9 protein-coding genes are annotated in these 16,514 nt (G+C 61.8%); 1 reads left to right on the top strand and 8 read right to left on the bottom strand.

Going from position 1 to position 16,514, the window contains the following annotated elements:
• The 8 genes from V5B59_RS16015 to V5B59_RS15980 all read right to left on the bottom strand — a co-directional run bounded on the left by V5B59_RS16015 (window position 1) and on the right by V5B59_RS15980 (window position 13,652).
• Window positions 1-1,326 (bottom strand): TolC family outer membrane protein, encoded by a 1,326-nt coding sequence (locus V5B59_RS16015; RefSeq protein WP_169070318.1) that lies wholly within the window; start codon window positions 1,324-1,326, stop codon window positions 1-3.
• A 2-nt stretch (window positions 1,327-1,328) separates the two neighbouring features.
• Complete coding sequence (locus V5B59_RS16010) at window positions 1,329-2,678, bottom strand: HlyD family type I secretion periplasmic adaptor subunit (protein ID WP_034919932.1); 1,350 nt, start codon at window positions 2,676-2,678, stop codon at window positions 1,329-1,331.
• Between the two features lie 37 nt (window positions 2,679-2,715).
• Window positions 2,716-4,443 carry a type I secretion system permease/ATPase gene (locus V5B59_RS16005; protein ID WP_034919930.1) on the bottom strand — a complete coding sequence of 576 codons (1,728 nt, stop codon included), beginning with the start codon at window positions 4,441-4,443 and terminating at the stop codon, window positions 2,716-2,718.
• A 46-nt stretch (window positions 4,444-4,489) separates the two neighbouring features.
• Window positions 4,490-6,229, bottom strand: coding sequence for a type I secretion system permease/ATPase (locus V5B59_RS16000; protein ID WP_332352031.1), 1,740 nt, complete (start codon window positions 6,227-6,229; stop codon window positions 4,490-4,492).
• A gap of 192 nt (window positions 6,230-6,421) precedes the next feature.
• Window positions 6,422-7,063: a hypothetical protein gene (locus V5B59_RS15995; RefSeq protein ID WP_169070320.1), complete on the bottom strand. Its 642-nt coding sequence runs from the start codon at window positions 7,061-7,063 to the stop codon at window positions 6,422-6,424.
• 148 nt (window positions 7,064-7,211) lie between these two features.
• Window positions 7,212-8,660, bottom strand: coding sequence for a metalloprotease TldD (gene tldD / locus V5B59_RS15990; protein ID WP_169070321.1), 1,449 nt, complete (start codon window positions 8,658-8,660; stop codon window positions 7,212-7,214).
• 34 nt (window positions 8,661-8,694) lie between these two features.
• The gene (locus V5B59_RS15985) at window positions 8,695-9,540 is read right to left on the bottom strand and encodes a carbon-nitrogen hydrolase family protein (protein ID WP_211203378.1); all 846 of its coding nucleotides are present in this window, start codon (window positions 9,538-9,540) and stop codon (window positions 8,695-8,697) included.
• Window positions 9,537-13,652 (bottom strand): YhdP family protein, encoded by a 4,116-nt coding sequence (locus tag V5B59_RS15980; protein ID WP_169070322.1) that lies wholly within the window; start codon window positions 13,650-13,652, stop codon window positions 9,537-9,539. Before V5B59_RS15980 ends, V5B59_RS15985 begins: the two co-directional genes overlap by 4 nt.
• Here V5B59_RS15980 and glnE point away from each other — a divergent pair.
• Window positions 13,642-16,383 carry a bifunctional [glutamate--ammonia ligase]-adenylyl-L-tyrosine phosphorylase/[glutamate--ammonia-ligase] adenylyltransferase gene (gene glnE, locus V5B59_RS15975; RefSeq protein WP_169070323.1) on the top strand — a complete coding sequence of 914 codons (2,742 nt, stop codon included), beginning with the start codon at window positions 13,642-13,644 and terminating at the stop codon, window positions 16,381-16,383. The two genes, V5B59_RS15980 and glnE, sit on opposite strands and share 11 nt — an antisense overlap.
• Window positions 16,384-16,514 lie beyond the last annotated feature (131 nt).

The following is a 16,514-nucleotide window of genomic DNA, read 5'->3' as shown; positions in this document are numbered from 1 at the left end:
CTAGCGCGGCAGGAGCAAGCCCGCAATCTCGACGATATCCTTTTCCGACAGGACACCCGCTGACGTTTTCAACTGTAGCGTACTGACCAGGAGCTGGTACCTGGCCTGTGCGAGATCCCGTTTGGCAACGAACATCTGACGTTCGGCGTCGAGAACATCGGTATTGGTCCGAATGCCGGCCGCCATTCCACGCTTCGTTCCCTCGGCTGCCACCACGCTGGAATTGACCGCCTCCTGATAGGCTCTGACCTTGCTGGCACCCGTCTCGACCGCCATGAACTGGCGCTTGACCTCGACCAGAACATTGTCCACGGTAGCATCCAGTTCAGCCAGGGCACGCTCGCGGTTGGCCACCGCCTGCCCGGTCAGGGCATTGACCCGGCCTCCCGCAAACAGCGGAATATTGAGCTCTATGCCAAAAGAATTAGTGTTGATTTTCTGATTGAGCGTGTCGACCGTCTGATTCTCCGTTCGTACGTTACGCGCAACGAAGTCGACCTGCGGTAGATGGCCGGCGCGATTGCGATTCACTTCCAGGCTGGCCATCTCGTACGCCTTGCGCTGAGCGCGAATCTCCGGATTGTTTTCCTGTGCCAGCACGTTCCATTCGTCAAGCTGGCTCGGCTGTACGCCATTCGGCATGAAATCCGGCCGCAGAATCCAGAGTTCTCCCATTGGCGTACCGGTCATGCCTTCGAGTTTACGCATCGTCACCGCGACCCCATCGAGTGCGTCGGCGCGATTCGCGCGCGCAAGCTGAAGCCTGGCATCCGCTTCGGCAACCTCGGTCACGGTACCTTCGCCACCCTTCCGACGGCGCTCGGCAAGCTGGCGCTGCGCACCATAAGCCGTGATTTCCGCATCAGCCAGTGCCAGTTTGTCGAGGGCCAGCAAAGCATCAAAATAGGCGGCCGAGACCTTGACGGCCATTTCCGCCGCTTTCCGGTCAAACACCGCATCGCTGTAGGCGACCTGGACACTGCCCTGCTGGTAGCGTACGAAGCTCTCATAATTGAACAGTGGCTGCCGCAGAGCGATGGTGGTATACGTGTAGTGGTAATCCAGCTGCTGGGTCACATTGACCACTGTCGACGACCGATCTCCGGTGGTCTTCGAGTAAGAGCCTGCAATCGAAACATTCGGCAACAGGCCTGCCAGACCTATGTCATAATTGTACTGGCCGGCGTCCCGCTCGTAGCGGGCCGCCCGGAAGGTCGGATCGTTTTGCCGAGCCGCCTGATACGCGTCCAGCAGGCCTGCGCCGAGTACCCCCGAAGTCATCATCGCCAGCGCGCAGCCGGTCAGCGTGACAGTCCATTTTTTCATGCTCATTCCTCGGTCAATGCGGGCTTCGCCCGATCCAGCAGCGGCTTGACGATATAGTTGAGCAGTGTCCTCTCACCAGTCTTGATGATCACCTCGGCAGGCATTCCCGCCTTGATCTCGTGCGTCGTCAGCTTCTTCATCCCTTCCGGGGTCACCACCACCTGCCCGAGGTAGTATGGTGGCATTCTGCCCTGCGGATCGTTCGTCGCATCGGCGGCCACCTGGTCAAGCTTGCCCGGAATATTGGGCGTCACCTTCTGATTGAAAGCCGGGAAAATGATGTCCACCGGTAAACCCGGCTTGACCTTGTCGATCAAGGTGGTGGGAATCATGACATCGATACGCAATGGTTCGTTTTTTGGCACTACATCCATCAAAGGGGTGCCCGAGGCCAGCACACCGCCGATGGTATGCACTTTCAGACCAACGATGACGCCTTCCTTGGGGGCGCGGACCTCCGTATTGGCCAGGTCGAAGGCAAGTCCCTTGAGGCGGCTGTCGAGCGCGCTGACCTCTTTCTGGATCTCGGCCAGTCCGTTTTCGACCTCCTTGTGGTAATCCTGCTGGCGCGCCAGCATGCGCATCCGGATTTCGCCGATACTCCGCTGGGTACGCCCCAGATTTCCCAGATCCTCGGAGATCGCACCACCGAGTTGTGCCAGCAGCCGTTCCTGCTCGGACAGGCGGTTGCGTGGCAGGTAGCCCTCTGCCGCCATCTCCCGCAGGCCCTTCAGTTCCTCGAGCAGCAGCTTCGATTGCTGTTCCTTGGCACGCCGGGTGGCCTCCAGGCCGGTGGCAGAGGACTGCAGGCCCGCCAGCGTATTCTCCATGGCGCCAAGTTCAGCCTGCAGGGCAGCGCGGCGGGAACGCAGCAACTGCGTCTGAATGGCCATCGCACTGGCCGCTCGCGGATCGTCCTTGTACTTCAACAGATCTTCGGGGAAAGTGATCTCCGAACGGCCCTGAACATCGGCCAGCAGTCGCGCTTCGACGGCTTTCGCCACCAACCATTGGGCGCGCGCCACCTCATACTGCGAGCGTGCCTGTGTCGGGTCAAGTCGAAGCAGAACGTCGCCCTCTTTGACCTCGTCACCGTCCTTGATCAGGATGGCGTCGACCATTCCTGGAGCGAGGTTTTGCACCGTCTTGCGATTGCCGGTCACCACCACCTGCCCGCTGGTCGGCACACCCTGGTCCAGCGGTGCCAGGGCAGCCCACAGCAGGAAGCCACCGAAGCCCAGTCCGAGCACCCACAGACCGACACGCATCGGATGGCCGGTATCCATCGGCAGATCAGCTCCCCCTTCAAGGGTCATGGGCAAGGCCTTGGGCCCCTGGAGACGATTCAACATATTGCGAATAGCCATAACGATGGTCCTGAATCAGTAATTAAGCGGGTTGAGGAGTGAGAACGCCAGCACTCTGGACGGCTGTCCGCGGCTGCGTAGCAGCCATCACCTGCTGGCGTGTGCCATACGTCTGGATCACACCATTGTCCAGAACCAGTATCCGGTCGGCGACGGCGAGAATGTTCATGCGATGGGAAATGAAGATCACCGTCTTGCCCTGGGCCTTCAGATCCAGTATCGCGTGGATCAGCGCCGCTTCACCTACGTCGTCCAGATTGGCGTTCGGTTCGTCGAGTACGATCAGGCTGGGATTGCCATACAGCGCTCGTGCCAGACCGATGCGTTGCCGCTGCCCTCCGGAAAGGAAGCTGCCGGCCTCACCCATTGGCGTGTCGTAGCCCCGCGGGAAGCGCAGGATCATGTCATGAATGCCGGTTCTTTGCGCGGCTTCGATGACCTTGGTCGAGTCAATATCGCCGAAGCGGGCGATGTTTTCCGCAACGCTGCCTTCGAAAAGCTCGACGTCCTGTGGAAGGTAGCCAAGGAATGGTCCCAGTTCTTCCCGGTCGAGGCTTTCGATGTTTTTGTCATCGAGCAGAACCCGGCCCTGGAGTTCCGGCCAGATACCCACCAGGCAACGTGCCAGGGTGGATTTTCCGGAGCCGGACGGGCCGACGATGGCAATCACTTCCCCCGCGGGAAACTCGGCAGTGAGCCCCGCGAGGATGGGTTGTGCACGATTCGACGCTGTCGCCACGAGGTTCTCGATGCGCACTGAGCCGCGTAGCGCCTCGTGGATCAGGCCGGCCGGCCGCTCGGGATGATCGCGCAGCAAGGACTCCAGCGCTTCGAAGGCCTTGCGGGCCGATTGCCAGCCTGTCCAGCTACCGACAATGCCATCGATCGGTTGCAGGCAGCGGCTCATCAGTACATTCGCCGCAATCATGCCGCCGGTGGTCAGTTCGCCCTTGATCACCAGCAGGGCACCAGCGCCCAGCATCAAGGATTGCTGGCTGTAGCGGATGAACTTGCTCAAGGCCTGGATGCGCCGCTGCCGATCCTGTGATGCCGAATACAGAGACATATGCCGTTGATGGTGGCCCAGCCAGCGTTGCCGCAGGTTGCCCAGCATGCCCAGAGATTCGATGACCTCGGCGTTGCGCAACTTGCTGTGCAGATACACCGCCACCTTGACCCCGGCTTCCGAGGTCTTCTGCGTCGGGCCCTGGGTCACCCGGTGGCTGAAGACCGCCACCCCGGTCAGGATGCCGGCAAATACCAGGGCAAGGAAGCCCAGTGAGGGGTGCAGCAGGAACAGCACCAGCAGGTAAATCGGACTCCAGGGTGCGTCGAAGAAGGCGAAGATGCCATTACCGGTAATGAACTGGCGAACGTTGGTGAGATTGGAAAAAGCCTCTACCGGGTTGTCCCGACTCTGATTGAGATGCGATTCGAAGCAGGCATTGAACACCCGGCTGTTGAGTCGTTCGTCCAGGCGCACGCCCAGGCGAACCAGCAGGCGAGAACGCGACCATTCGGCAAAGGCGATCACGGCGAACAGAAACAGGACAATCAGGGAGACCACAATCAAGGTCGATTCGTTGCGGCCGGTCATGAACCGGTCATAGACCTGCAGCATGTAGATGGTCGGAGTCAGCATCAGCAGATTGATCACCAGGCTGAAGATCCCGACGACCAGGAATTCTCGCCGGAACGACCAGAGGGTGGCCGTCAGTTCGCTTCGCTGAAAAAAGGAAGGTGTTTTCATGGTGAGCCGTAGATCGTAGATGAATCTGGAAGTCGCTTGCGGACCGTTACGCGGCGGGGGCGGCAGCAAGACCAGCCGAAGGTGTGGCAGCCGGCGCCGCTGCCGCCTTGTGCAGAGCCGCCAGCACCTCGTCACGCGGCCCGGCGATCTGTACCTGTCCATCGCGCAACACCAGCATCAGGTCTGCAGCAGCCAGGACACTGGTGCGATGGGTGATGACGATCAGGGTGGTGCCTTGTGCCTTGAGCCCCAGCAAGGTATTCACCAGGGCCGCTTCGCCGGCCTCGTCGAGGCTGGAATTCGGTTCATCGAGCACGACGAATTTGGGGTTGCCATAAATGGCGCGTGCCAGCCCCACGCGCTGACGCTGGCCGCCGGAAAGAAAACAACCATCGTCGCCGATGAGCGTTTCGTAAGCGTCCGGCAGCGCCAGAATCGCCTCGTGCAGTCCCACTGCTCGCGCTGCGGCCACTACCTGATCCATGTCCACCTCCCCGAAGCGCGCGATGTTCTCGGCAAGAGAGCCACCGAAAAGCTCGATGCCCTGCGGCAGGTAACCGATGTGAGGCCCCAACTCCTCCTTGTTCCAGGGATGGACATCGACGCCATCGAGCCGTACCTTGCCGTTCGCTGCCGGCCAGATGCCCACCATCAGGCGTGCCAGAGTCGATTTTCCGGACGCCGAAGGGCCGACGATGGCCAGAATCTGTCCAGCAGGGACGCTGAAGGAAACCCCGCGGATGATCGCCACCTGACCACCAGGGGCCGAGGCGATCAAACCTTCCACCGCGAGCTGGCCCTTGGGTGCTGGCAGGGGCATGCCTTTCTGGCGCTCGGGCAAGGCCTGCAGGAGCTTGTCCAGCCGTTGATAGGCGTCCCGCGCAGTGACGACGCTCTTCCAGAGCATGACCACCTGCACCAGCGGTGCCAGTACCCGCGGCCCCAGCACCCAGGCGACGATCATCATGCCGCTGCCACCCGCCAGCTCTCCCCTGACCGACAGCCAGGCACCAAGACCGAGGAGTGCGGCCGAAAGGGTGGTCTGCAGCATCTTGGAGAGCGCGGCATTGGCGCCCGCATGATCGGAGGCTTCTGCCTGCAGGCACAGGAAGCTGCGCTGCTTGCTCATCCAGCGCTGATGGATGCTGCGCAGCATTCCCATCGCCTCGATCACCTGCGCGTTGCGCAGCGTGCCATTTGCATAGTTCTGGGCGGCGATGGCGTCCTTTTGGGCTGCGACCAGGGGAGGCTGGGTGTTTTTTTCGGTGAGATAGGTCAGAAAGACCTGGAGGAGGGCAGCAAGCACCGAGATCCAACCGAGCAGCGGACTGATCATATAGATCAGAATCAGGAACAGCAGGGAAACCGGTGCGTCCATGAGAGCCGTGAGCGCTGGCGTCGTCAGGAACTCGCGGATGCTGCGCAGGTCGTTCAAGGCCTGACTGGTGCCACCGGGAATCCGGCGCAGGTTGGCTTCGAAAATCGCGCTGAACACCCGTTCCCGGAGCTTACGGTCGAGAGCCTGGCCGGCCTGATGCATGACCCCGCCGCGCGCCCATTCGAGCAACTCCATGACCACATAGAACCACAGCACGAGCAGGGTCAACATCAGCAAGGTACTGGAATTGCGGCTGTTGATGACGCGGTCGTACACCTCGAGCATGTAGCCAGTGGGCGCCAGAATCAGCAAGGTGCAGAAGACGCTGAAAAAAGCAGCCTTCTTGAAAAAGGGCTGCAGTTCGAGGATCGCTGCACGGAGTTCAGAGCGGCTTTCAGCAGGGGTCATGAGGATTCTCTCGGAGTGCCAGGAACTGCCGAATGGCCGGTTCATCAGCAGTGAATGAAAAAGTCGCCTTGGCGACCCTCGAATCTCCCCTCTCCCGCAAGCGGGAGAGGGGCCGGGGGTGAGGGAAACGGTCATGACTTTCATGTTCGGGGGGGTCTGGAAAAGTCATGACTGTTGGGTAGGAAACGGTGCTCACGGCAGTACCGCCGTGGCTTGCTGGATCGCCGGAGTTTCTTCCGACTGGCTTGCGTGCACCACCACATATTCCGGCATCTCGGCTTCGAGGCCGAGCGGTCTTTCCGCGTCGGCGTCAAGCGCCGCCAACCAGAAGGAAAGCTGATATCCCTGCGGGGTGCGTGCCAGGACGATCTCCCGCAGCTTCTCGCGCTGGAAACGCAACTCATCCTCCGCTTGCAGCGTCAGCTGGAAACGCATGCGACCATCGAGGGTGTACATGGAGAGCAGGCCATCCTTGAGGCTGAGGGTATGCCGGTCGAAATAGACGGGGGCACTCGGCAGAAACTGCAGTAGAGGCAAGGGGCGATCCGGATGAGCGGCGGCGTTGAACGGGCTATTGGGATGTTGCAGGATCAGACGGCATGTACGCGAGACCGAATAGATCGCGTTGCAGACCATCTGCGACCCCACCTGAGGAAAACGCTGACGCAGGTCGTGGTAGGTGATGTGGTGCAGGGCCACCCGGTTCCAGCATCGGGTCTGCTGCACCACCGGCGCCAGCGCATTGCACAGTTCGGCGAACGCCACCTGCAAAGCCTGCAGGCGTGCCGTTTGCTCGGGCGTGGTGGTGAGGAGAATATGCAGCGGGGAATTCATATAGGAGATGTTATCACAATCTCCTATATGAAAACATGTCTCTGGAAAAAATAATGTGAAAGTCCCTTGACGCTCACGAAACCTGACCCTTTTTCGCGCAGCAGAAGTGATCCGGTCACTGCGCAAGGTTAGGCAGGTTAAACCTCGGCTAGGCTGTCCCGCCGACCGTCAAGCCGTCGATGCGCAGGGTCGGCTGGCCGACGCCCACCGGTACGCTCTGCCCATCCTTGCCGCAAGTTCCGACGCCGGGATCGAGACGCATGTCGTTGCCGATCATCGACACCTGATGCATCGCTTCCGGACCGCTGCCGATCAGGGTCGCCCCTTTGATCGGCGAGCCCAACTTGCCGTCTTCGATCAGGTAGGCCTCGGACATCGAGAAAACAAACTTGCCGTTGGTGATATCCACCTGCCCACCACCGAAATTGACCGCATAAATGCCCTTCTTGACCGATTGGATGATTTCTTCGACGCTCTTGTCGCCATTCAACATCGTGGTGTTGGTCATGCGTGGCAGTGGCAGGTGCGCAAACGACTCGCGGCGACCATTGCCCGTCGGGGAAACTCCCATCAGCCGGGCGTTGAGACTATCCTGCATGTAGCCCTTGAGGATGCCGTCTTCGATCAATACCGTACGCTGCGTTGGATTGCCTTCGTCGTCGATGTTCAGCGAACCACGCCGTTCGGCAATCGTGCCGTCATCGATGACGGTGACTCCCGGAGAGGCAACGCGGCTGCCGATGCGGCCGGCAAAGGTCGAACTGCCCTTGCGGTTGAAATCACCCTCCAGACCATGCCCCACTGCCTCGTGCAGGAGGATGCCAGGCCAGCCGGAGCCCAGGACAACGGTCATCGTACCCGCCGGCGCCGGGCGAGCGACGAGATTGGTCACCGCCTGATGCACGGCTTCGCGTGCATAACCCTGCAATAGGGCATCACTGAAAAAGCCGTAATCGGTGCGTCCGCCGCCACCCGCCGATCCCTGTTCGCGCTGGCCGGCTGCTTCGACGATGACCGTCAGCGAGACCCGTACCAGCGGTCGAATGTCGGCCGCCAGCCGGCCGTCGCTACCGGCAACCAGGACCACCTCGTATTCGCCGGCGAGATGCGCCATCACCTGCGTCACTCGCGGGTCCTCGGCGCGCGCCAGTGCCTCCAGGCGTTCGAGCAACTTGACCTTGCTGGCCGCGTCGAGCGAAGCGAGCGGATCCTGCGGCACGTACAGGCGATGCCCGCTGCTCCTCTTGAGCGCTGGTACTCGCCGTTCCTGCCCGGCCGTGGCAATCGCCCGAACCGCCGCAGCCGCATCGCCGAGGGCCTGGACGCTGATATCGTCCGAGTAGGCAAAAGCCGTTTTCTCACCCGACAGGGCGCGTACGCCGACGCCCTCGTCGATGCTGAAACTGCCGGCCTTGACGATTCCTTCCTCGAGGCTCCAGGCCTCGGAGCGGCTGTACTGGAAATAGAGGTCGGCATAATCGACCCGGTGCGCCATGATTTTGCCGAATACCCTTGTCAGGTCTGCGACGTCAAGACCATAGGGTGTGAGCAGGGTTTTTTTGGCCTGCGCGAGCAGGGTTTGAGCGTTTTCGTTCATTGATTTTCCATGGTTGCTGCCGTTTGGGTGCCGCTTACATGACACGGTGCCCGAGCGCCGGCAGACTGGTGCGGACTTCGGCGAGGCGGGCTCGTTCAAGGTCCGCGATGACGATTCCTGGTCCTTTCAGCTTGCGGTCGAGGATATTCCCCCAGGGATCGATGAGCATGCTGTTGCCGTGCGTCTCGCGCCCGTTCTCATGACGACCACCCTGTGCCACGGCCAGCACATAACACTGATTCTCGATCGCCCGCGCCCGTAGCAGAATCTCCCAATGCGCTCGCCCGGTGGTCTCGGTAAAGGCTGCCGGAATCACCAGCAATTCTGTGACACCAAAAGCACGATAAAGCTCCGGAAATCTGAGGTCGTAGCAGATCGACAGGCCGACCCGACCAAAAGGTATGCTGAAGGACACCGGCTGACGACCGGCTTCGATCGTCGCCCGTTCGTCGTAGTGCTCGGTACCCTGCCGAAAGCCGAACAGGTGGATCTTGTCGTAGCGCGCGGCGCGCTGGCCTCGCGGATTGTAGACCAGACTCGAATTGAGGACCTTGTCGGGATGCTCGGTCCACAGCGGCAGCGAGCCGCCGATCAACCAGACCCCGTGTTCGCGGGCTTTTGCCGCAAGAAAGTCCTGGATTGGCCCATGCCCATCGACTTCCCGCAGCCTGACTTTGTCGTCGTCACGCATGCCCATGATCGCGAAGTACTCGGGCAGCGCGAGCAATTCGGCGCCCTGCGCAACGGCCTCGTCGATGAGGCCAGTGGCAGTGCGCAGGTTCTCGTCGACGCGCGGCGTCGAAACCATTTGCAGCGCAGCGGCCCGCAGTGTCGGGACCGCTGCTGGGTCGGCTGGCAGATCACTGATGCGTGGGTTCATTGCGTACTCCGGTCGGGGTTGGCGGGGAATGGCAGATCAGGGGTAGGCACCGGGGTCGCCGAACGGGAGATCTTCTGCACCTTGGGGTCGTCCCATTTGCCGGTTACCAGATAGTCGAAAGCAAAGACCTTGTTGAGAGGCCCCTGCAGGATTTTATCTGCCAGCAGCGTGGCAATGCCGGCCAGCGGATTGATCACCGCAACCCCCAGGGCGGCGCTGCTGCCAAGTTCGGGCTGGACGGTTACCTTGAGATGTTGCGTTTCATTTTTCAGGTCGGCATCGCCACGCATCACCACGTGCGCCGCCGGGCCATCGATTTGCAGGCGCTGGGTGTGCATCAGCCCGCTGCTGACCGTCATTTTGCCGTGAATGCTGTCGAAAGCGAAACCGTCGCTGAAGATATCACCAAAATCAAAGCTCAGACGACGCGGCAGGCCTTGCAGACTGATCAGGCCGAGCAGCTTGCCGGCGCCGGGGTCGAGCTTCAGAAACTGACCCTTGCTGGCATCGAGCTGCATGTCGCCGCTCAGCGTCGCGTAGTCCAGTCGATCCGGGGCACCGTTCCAGCCGATTTTTCCCTGCATGGTCGCGCTACCGGCACGCACGGCACCGGCGTAGCCCAGCCGGTCGAGCAACTTGCCGACATCGCTGCACTCCAGTGTGAAATCGAGTTGCGTGCGGTTGGCCGCGCTGATCTGCCACTGTCCGCTGCCGGACAGCCTGGCATGGGGGTTGAGTAATTCGATCTTGTCGAGCCGCCAGATCCCGCCATCATTGTGTGCCTGCACATCGAGGCGCCCGAAGCGATGATCGCCGACGGTGAAGTCATCGACCACGATGTCTAGGGCGGGCAGATTCTTGAGCGCCTCGCCGGGTTCTGCGTCCTTGCTCACCTTCTCCGGACGGCGCCATTTCTTGAACTGCGCCTTCAACTTGCCGGTGCCCGATCCGTCCCAGACAAAACTGCCCACTGCCTGATCCGACTGTACCGTACCCCGCCATTGTGAAGTCGCTCCCGACACCCCCACGCTGACCCGGGTGTAGGAGGCGCCGAGCAGGATCACTTCGTCCGCCTTGAGATCGACCGAGACCGGCAAGCCGGAAGCGGAACCCGGCTCCTTGCCGCTGCTCTGCAGCAGCTCTTGCCAGTAGCCGACATCGAGCGTCGGGACGCTGATCCCGACGTTGAATCCACGTTCCGGCAAAGACGCCAATGGCCGCCCAATCATGATCGCCGCTCGTTCCGGAATAGCCTCGTCGCCCTGCTTGCGGCGGACCATTTGCATACCGAACACATTGCCGATGCTTGCGCGCAACTGCTCGCGGCGTATCGCTTCGGTAGCACGCATGGTGCCTGTCGGCAGCGGTGTCGTCTCGAAATGCAGGGCCAGATTTTCGCCGGCGCTCTTGCCGAGTGGCGCTGGCAGCGTGGATGCGACGCCGACCAGATTTGAGTCCAGCAGCAGCTCGACTTCGCGCTTGCGGACCCGCAGTTCGGCACGGTAGGTGGTGCTTCCGGACAGCTTGTCGAGCATCGCTAATTCCGCGCGTCGCCGCAAGTCGTCCACGGCCAGCGTGCCTTCGGCAATTACCAGCACCTTGCCGTCCTGCGATCCTCCGGTAATCCTGACCTGGCCACCGAACAGCTGGGCGTTGATCTCCGGTACGCGCAGGGTTTTTTCGGAGAACTGCAGGCTACCATTTACCTGCCGCAGAGGTGGCAGCGCCGGGTCGACATTCACCTCGTTGGCCAGCAGGGTGTAGGTCCCGTCGATCCGGGATTCCGCGAGCCGTGCCTCCGCCAGAGGAATCTCCAGCGCAATATTCAGGTGACCCTTGCCACTGGCACTCATGGAGTCGGTGAAGTGGTCGATCTGGTTCGCCACCGGACTCTGCCTGATGAACTTGAGAAATTCCGAAGTCTCTCCGTCGGCGCGCCCCTTCACCTTGAGGGTCGATACCGGCGCATCGAAGTCGGGAATCTCGGCACGTGTCTCGGTCAATCGGGCACCGAGAATCGTGCCGCGCCGCGCCATCACCAGCATTCCGGTCCCCTCGAAGCGAAGATCAGCATCGATTCCGCTGATCACCGGCCAGCCGGTACCGTAATCCAGCGTCACTCCCTGCGCCTTGACGGTGACCAGAAACTGGCCCTGCTTGCGGTCGAGAAACGGAAAATTCGCCAGATCGCCCTTCAGGATGAGCTTGGCTTCGCTTGCTGCCCCGGCCTTGAGGGCATCACGCAGCCAGTGACGTGCATCGACATTGATCGCCGCTGGCAGGTAGCGCCAGACGGCGCGCGCGTCGGCGCGGCTGAGTGTTGCCGTCAGGTCGATGCTGCCGGGCCCTTCAGCGTGCTTGCGGTAGCTCCCCTGTGCAATACCGGCTGCGTCGGGTCCGGCAAACTCGGCGCGCGCCAACTCGGCATCGAGCCTGCCCTTGCTGATTTTCCATTTGGCCTGTGCATTCAAGGTGTCGAGTGCGATCGATGATTCGGGAAAAACATCGGGCAGTTCGATGCTCACCTGCTGCGAACGCAACTGCACGGCACCACCCTGCTCGCTGGCCTCGAACGAGCCGGACAAGCCTGTGACGCCGAGGAAATGGCCAGCGGGTTTGAGTGCCAGACCATCAAAACGGCTTTTCAGCGAATAAGTCCGCAGGCCCTCGGCGTCACCCTGCCAACTGGCACGCAGATCACTGAGGCGGCCGCGTGGTGCGAAATCGTTCAGCAACTTCCTTGACCCTGCGTCGAGCGGCAGATAGGCCGCCAGTTTGGCGAGCGGACCCAGTTCCAGTGTGCCGGCCGTGGCACTACCACGCAGCGCGCTGCCGGTGGCGGCTGGGCGCTGCCACTCGACGTGAAAATCGGTCGGTTCGATATGAATGGCCGCTGCCGGGGAATCGCCTTCGATAGCGCGCGTCAGCAGTTCGATGCGACGCCCATCCAAGCTGATCCCGGTCGCTGCAAAGCGCGCGCCAATGCGACCGGACATGTGCTCGAGTTCGAGTGCCGGCAGATCCGTTGCCAGGCGCAGATTGACCGCGTCGAGCGAAAGGTCCGCCGTCAGTTCCTGCAGACTACCCGCAGCAAAGCCTGCCCAGGCGCGCACGGCGCCGCGGCCATATGGCAAGGCCAGTGGATAATCGATCCAGGTTCGCCAGACGGCCAGATCAGCATAGTCGATCTGGGCGAAGAGCTGACCTTTCCAGGAAGCCAGGTGCGCGCTATCCTTGCCTTGAAAATCGCCGCGCAGGTCGATCCTTGACGCCAGTTCGGCTGCTGGCAGGGCAGTCAGGCCGAAGCGGTGCTGGCGCCCATTGTTGTCGAGAGAGAGGTTCACGTCTTCGAGAATCAGCGGTGGCGCATCGCGCTGCGCGTCCTCCCAGAGCACTGTTGCGCCGTTGATGCGAATTCGCTTCTGGGCCAGCACCCAGTCTGCGAAACCGCTGTCGCTGTCCGGTTCGGCGATCGCAATTCCCGCGACAAACAAACGCCCGTCGCCATCGCGCCGCAGATGCAGCTTCGGCTCGGTGATCCGCAACAGGCGCAGCCGCAACTGCCGACGTGGCAGCGACGACCACGAGAGAATGCTCTCGACGCGAGTAAAGCTCAGTGCCGGTTGTCCCAGCGCATCGGCAATGCGCACATCGGAGAGGATCAGGTCGGGGTTGATTCCCTGCCAGCTGGCCTCGATGCGTCCAATGCCGACCGACAGGCCAAGCACCTGGCTGAGCTGGCGCTCGATTGCCGGCCGATAACTCTCGATGTTCGGCAGGATCAGATAGCGCAGCGCCAGAACCAGCAGCACAAAAGCAAAATACAGCAGCCACAAGGCACGCACCGTGATACGCCCCAGCAAACGCAGCTTCGGGTGCGAGATCACTGGCAGCAGAAAATGCAGGCGATGGTAGACCGCCGGGCGCAGTTCGTCCTGATGCATCAGATGCAGCCGGCGCAGCGAGACTTTTGCATACAGTCGGTGGGCGTCACTAGAATGTCGGGGTACCTGGTCAGACAACCCGTGATTGTAACGGCTTTGCCGTGCCTGATCAGTGCCGGTAGTGCCGGACCGGCCGGCAACCCCCTGCGAGAGAAGAATGGACACCATCAGCAATCATCCCACCGGCGCCAGCGTACTGGCACCACCCTGGCAGGCGGCGCAGACGCACAGCCGCTACCTGCGCGATCTGCTCGCCGTCCGCCCGGAGATCGCCAACTGGCTCAAGGAACACGCCACCTCGCCACTCACCGCCCGGCAAATGACCGACTTTCTTGCCTCCGCCGCACCGAACAGCGACGAGAGCCTCAAACGCGCCCTGCGCCAGTTGCGCCAGCGCGTGATGGCGACGCTGATCGTCCGCGACATCGGCGGTGTGGCACCCTTGAGCGAAGTCGTCGAAAGCATGACCCAGCTCGCCGATGTCACCACCAACTTCGCGCTCGGCTTCGTGCATCGGCAATTGTGCGAGCTGTTCGGCGAACCGCTCGACAGCCATGGTGAGGCTCAGCGGCTGCTGGTTGTCGGCATGGGGAAACTCGGCGGACGTGAACTCAACGTCTCGTCCGACGTCGATTACATCTTCGTCTACCCCGAGGAAGGACAGACCGCGGGCGGTCAGCGACGCATTGACAACTACGATTTTTTCCTGCGCCTCGGCAAGCGACTGATCGGCACCCTCGGAGATCTCACCGGAGACGGTCAGGTATTCCGCGTCGACATGCGCCTGCGCCCCAACGGCGACTCCGGGCCGCTGGTCGGCTCGCTCGGTTCGCTCGAAAACTATTTCATTACGCAAGGCCGCGAATGGGAACGCTACGCCTGGATCAAGGCCAGGGTCATGAATGAAGGCGTCAATCTGCAGCAAGAATGGCGCCAGGCGTTGCAGGACAGCGTACGCCCCTTCGTCTTTCGCAAGTACCTCGATTTCGGCGCCATCAACGCGATGCGCGATCTGCACGCACAGATTCGTCGCGAGGTGGCCAGAAAGGACATGGCCGAGCACATCAAACTGGGTCCTGGCGGCATCCGCGAGATCGAATTCATGGCGCAGGTCTTTCAACTGATTCGCGGCGGCCGCGAGCCGGCCCTGCAGATCCGGCCGACCTTGCAGGTCCTCGCGCTGCTCGCCGAACGTCAGTTATTACCGGTCGAGACCGAGCGGGAACTGGCGGCTGCCTACATGTTTCTGCGCCGTCTCGAGCACCGTCTGCAGTATGTGCGTGACGCCCAGACGCACCGGCTGCCGAGTACCGAAGCAGATCGCCTGCAGATCGCCGAGTCGATGGGGTTTGCCGACTGGCCGGCCTTCATGGCGACTCTCGACGCCCATCGCGCAACCGTTGGCCGGCACTTCGAGCTGGTCTTTTCGGAACCTGAAGAGGGCCGACACCCGCTGGCCGGAATCTGGGAGGAGGCAATGGCTGGCGACGAGTCCATCGAATGTCTGTCAAATCTGGGGTTTCGCGCGCCGCAGGCGCTGCTGCAACGTCTGCAGAGCTTTCGTCAGAGCGGCCGCTACCTGCAACTGCCGGCGAGCAATCGCGATCGCCTCGACGCCCTCGGCCCACGCTTGCTCGATGCCGCTGCAGCGACGACGACGCCTGACGCCACCTGGCAGCGCGGCCTCGATTTCCTGGATACGATCAGCCGTCGCGGCGCTTACCTGGCTCTCCTGCAGCAGTATCCACAGGCGCTGAGGAAACTCGCCGAACTGATCGGCAGTTCAGCATGGGCTGCCGATTACCTGACCCGTCACCCGATCCTGCTCGACGAACTGCTCGATTCGCGCATTTTCGATGTCAGCACCGACTGGCAGCGCTTCCGGCAGGATCTGCAGGCGCGCCTAACGCAGCACGTCGGCGACGTCGAGCGCGAAATGGACATCCTGCGCGAAGCCCATCACGCACAGGTCTTTCACTTCCTGGCCCAGGACATCGCTGGTCTGCACAGCGTCGAACACCTCGCCGACCGGCTCAGCGAGCTTGCCGACATCATGGTACAGACGACGCTGGAGCTCTGCTGGCAAACGCTGCGGCAGCGACATCCGCATCCCGAGCGGCGACCGCGCTTCGCGGTCATCGCCTACGGCAAGCTCGGTGGCAAGGAACTTGGCTTCGCTTCGGATCTCGACCTGGTCTATCTGCACGACGATCCGGAACCCGACATCGGCGAACTTTACGCGCGTCTGGGGCAGCGCATGAGTACGTGGATGTCAACCCAGACGCCGGCCGGCATGCTCTTCGAAGTTGATCTGCGTCTGCGCCCCAACGGCGATTCGGGAATGCTCGTCTGTCCGATCGAAGCCTTTCGCGACTATCAGTTGCAGCATGCCTGGCCCTGGGAACACCAGGCACTGACGCGCGCCCGCTTCTGCGCCGGTGACCCGGCGGTCGGCGCACAGTTCGAAGCCATCCGGATAGAGATCCTGCGGCAGCCGCGCGATCTCGCCACCCTGCGTGACGAAGTCCTGGGCATGCGCAAGCGCATGCTCGATCAACACGCCTCGCGCAGTGAAGAAGACTTCGACATCAAACATGATCGCGGCGGTCTGATCGATGTGGAGTTCGTCGTCCAGTATCTGGTTCTCGGCCATGCGCACAAGCACGCCCGACTTTGCGGCAACCTGGGCAACATCGCACTGCTCGGAATTGCCGCCGAACTCGAGCTGATCCCGGTCGAACTCGCCGCACCGGTGCAGAGTGCTTACCGCGAGTTTCGCCGCATGCAGCACGCCTTGCGGCTCAATGCCAAGCGTCGGGCGCGCGTCGAACGCAGTTCGGTCAGTCGCCGCATCGAAGCCGTTCGCGCACTCTGGGAGCGGGTATTCGCCACGCCGTGAACAGCGCGCTTGGCATCCTGATCCGTGGTTGCAAGAAAACTGATGGGTATCAAGGCGCAGGGCAGATCAACGCAGCGGTGGGGGCGGCGGAGTGCCAAGCGGTGGCGGTGTCGATTGGCGCACCCACCGTT

Source organism: Candidatus Accumulibacter contiguus (assembly GCF_036625285.1).
GTDB lineage: Bacteria > Pseudomonadota > Gammaproteobacteria > Burkholderiales > Rhodocyclaceae > Accumulibacter > Accumulibacter contiguus.
Note: the sequence above shows the minus strand (reverse complement) of the source record. Positions and strands in the feature narration are given on the sequence as shown.

Bases quoted from the DNA above. Each gene is read 5' to 3' on its own strand.
- V5B59_RS16015 (WP_169070318.1), bottom strand. From the start codon at position 1,326: ATGAAAAAATGGACTGTCACGCTGACCGGCTGCGCGCTGGCGATGATG.
- V5B59_RS16010 (WP_034919932.1), bottom strand. From the start codon at position 2,678: ATGTTGAATCGTCTCCAGGGGCCCAAGGCCTTGCCCATGACCCTTGAA.
- V5B59_RS16005 (WP_034919930.1), bottom strand. From the start codon at position 4,443: ATGAAAACACCTTCCTTTTTTCAGCGAAGCGAACTGACGGCCACCCTC.
- V5B59_RS16000 (WP_332352031.1), bottom strand. From the start codon at position 6,229: ATGACCCCTGCTGAAAGCCGCTCTGAACTCCGTGCAGCGATCCTCGAA.
- V5B59_RS15995 (WP_169070320.1), bottom strand. From the start codon at position 7,063: ATGAATTCCCCGCTGCATATTCTCCTCACCACCACGCCCGAGCAAACG.
- tldD (WP_169070321.1), bottom strand. From the start codon at position 8,660: ATGAACGAAAACGCTCAAACCCTGCTCGCGCAGGCCAAAAAAACCCTG.
- V5B59_RS15985 (WP_211203378.1), bottom strand. From the start codon at position 9,540: ATGAACCCACGCATCAGTGATCTGCCAGCCGACCCAGCAGCGGTCCCG.
- glnE (WP_169070323.1), top strand. From the start codon at position 13,642: ATGGACACCATCAGCAATCATCCCACCGGCGCCAGCGTACTGGCACCA.
- V5B59_RS15980 (WP_169070322.1), bottom strand. From the start codon at position 13,652: ATGGTGTCCATTCTTCTCTCGCAGGGGGTTGCCGGCCGGTCCGGCACT.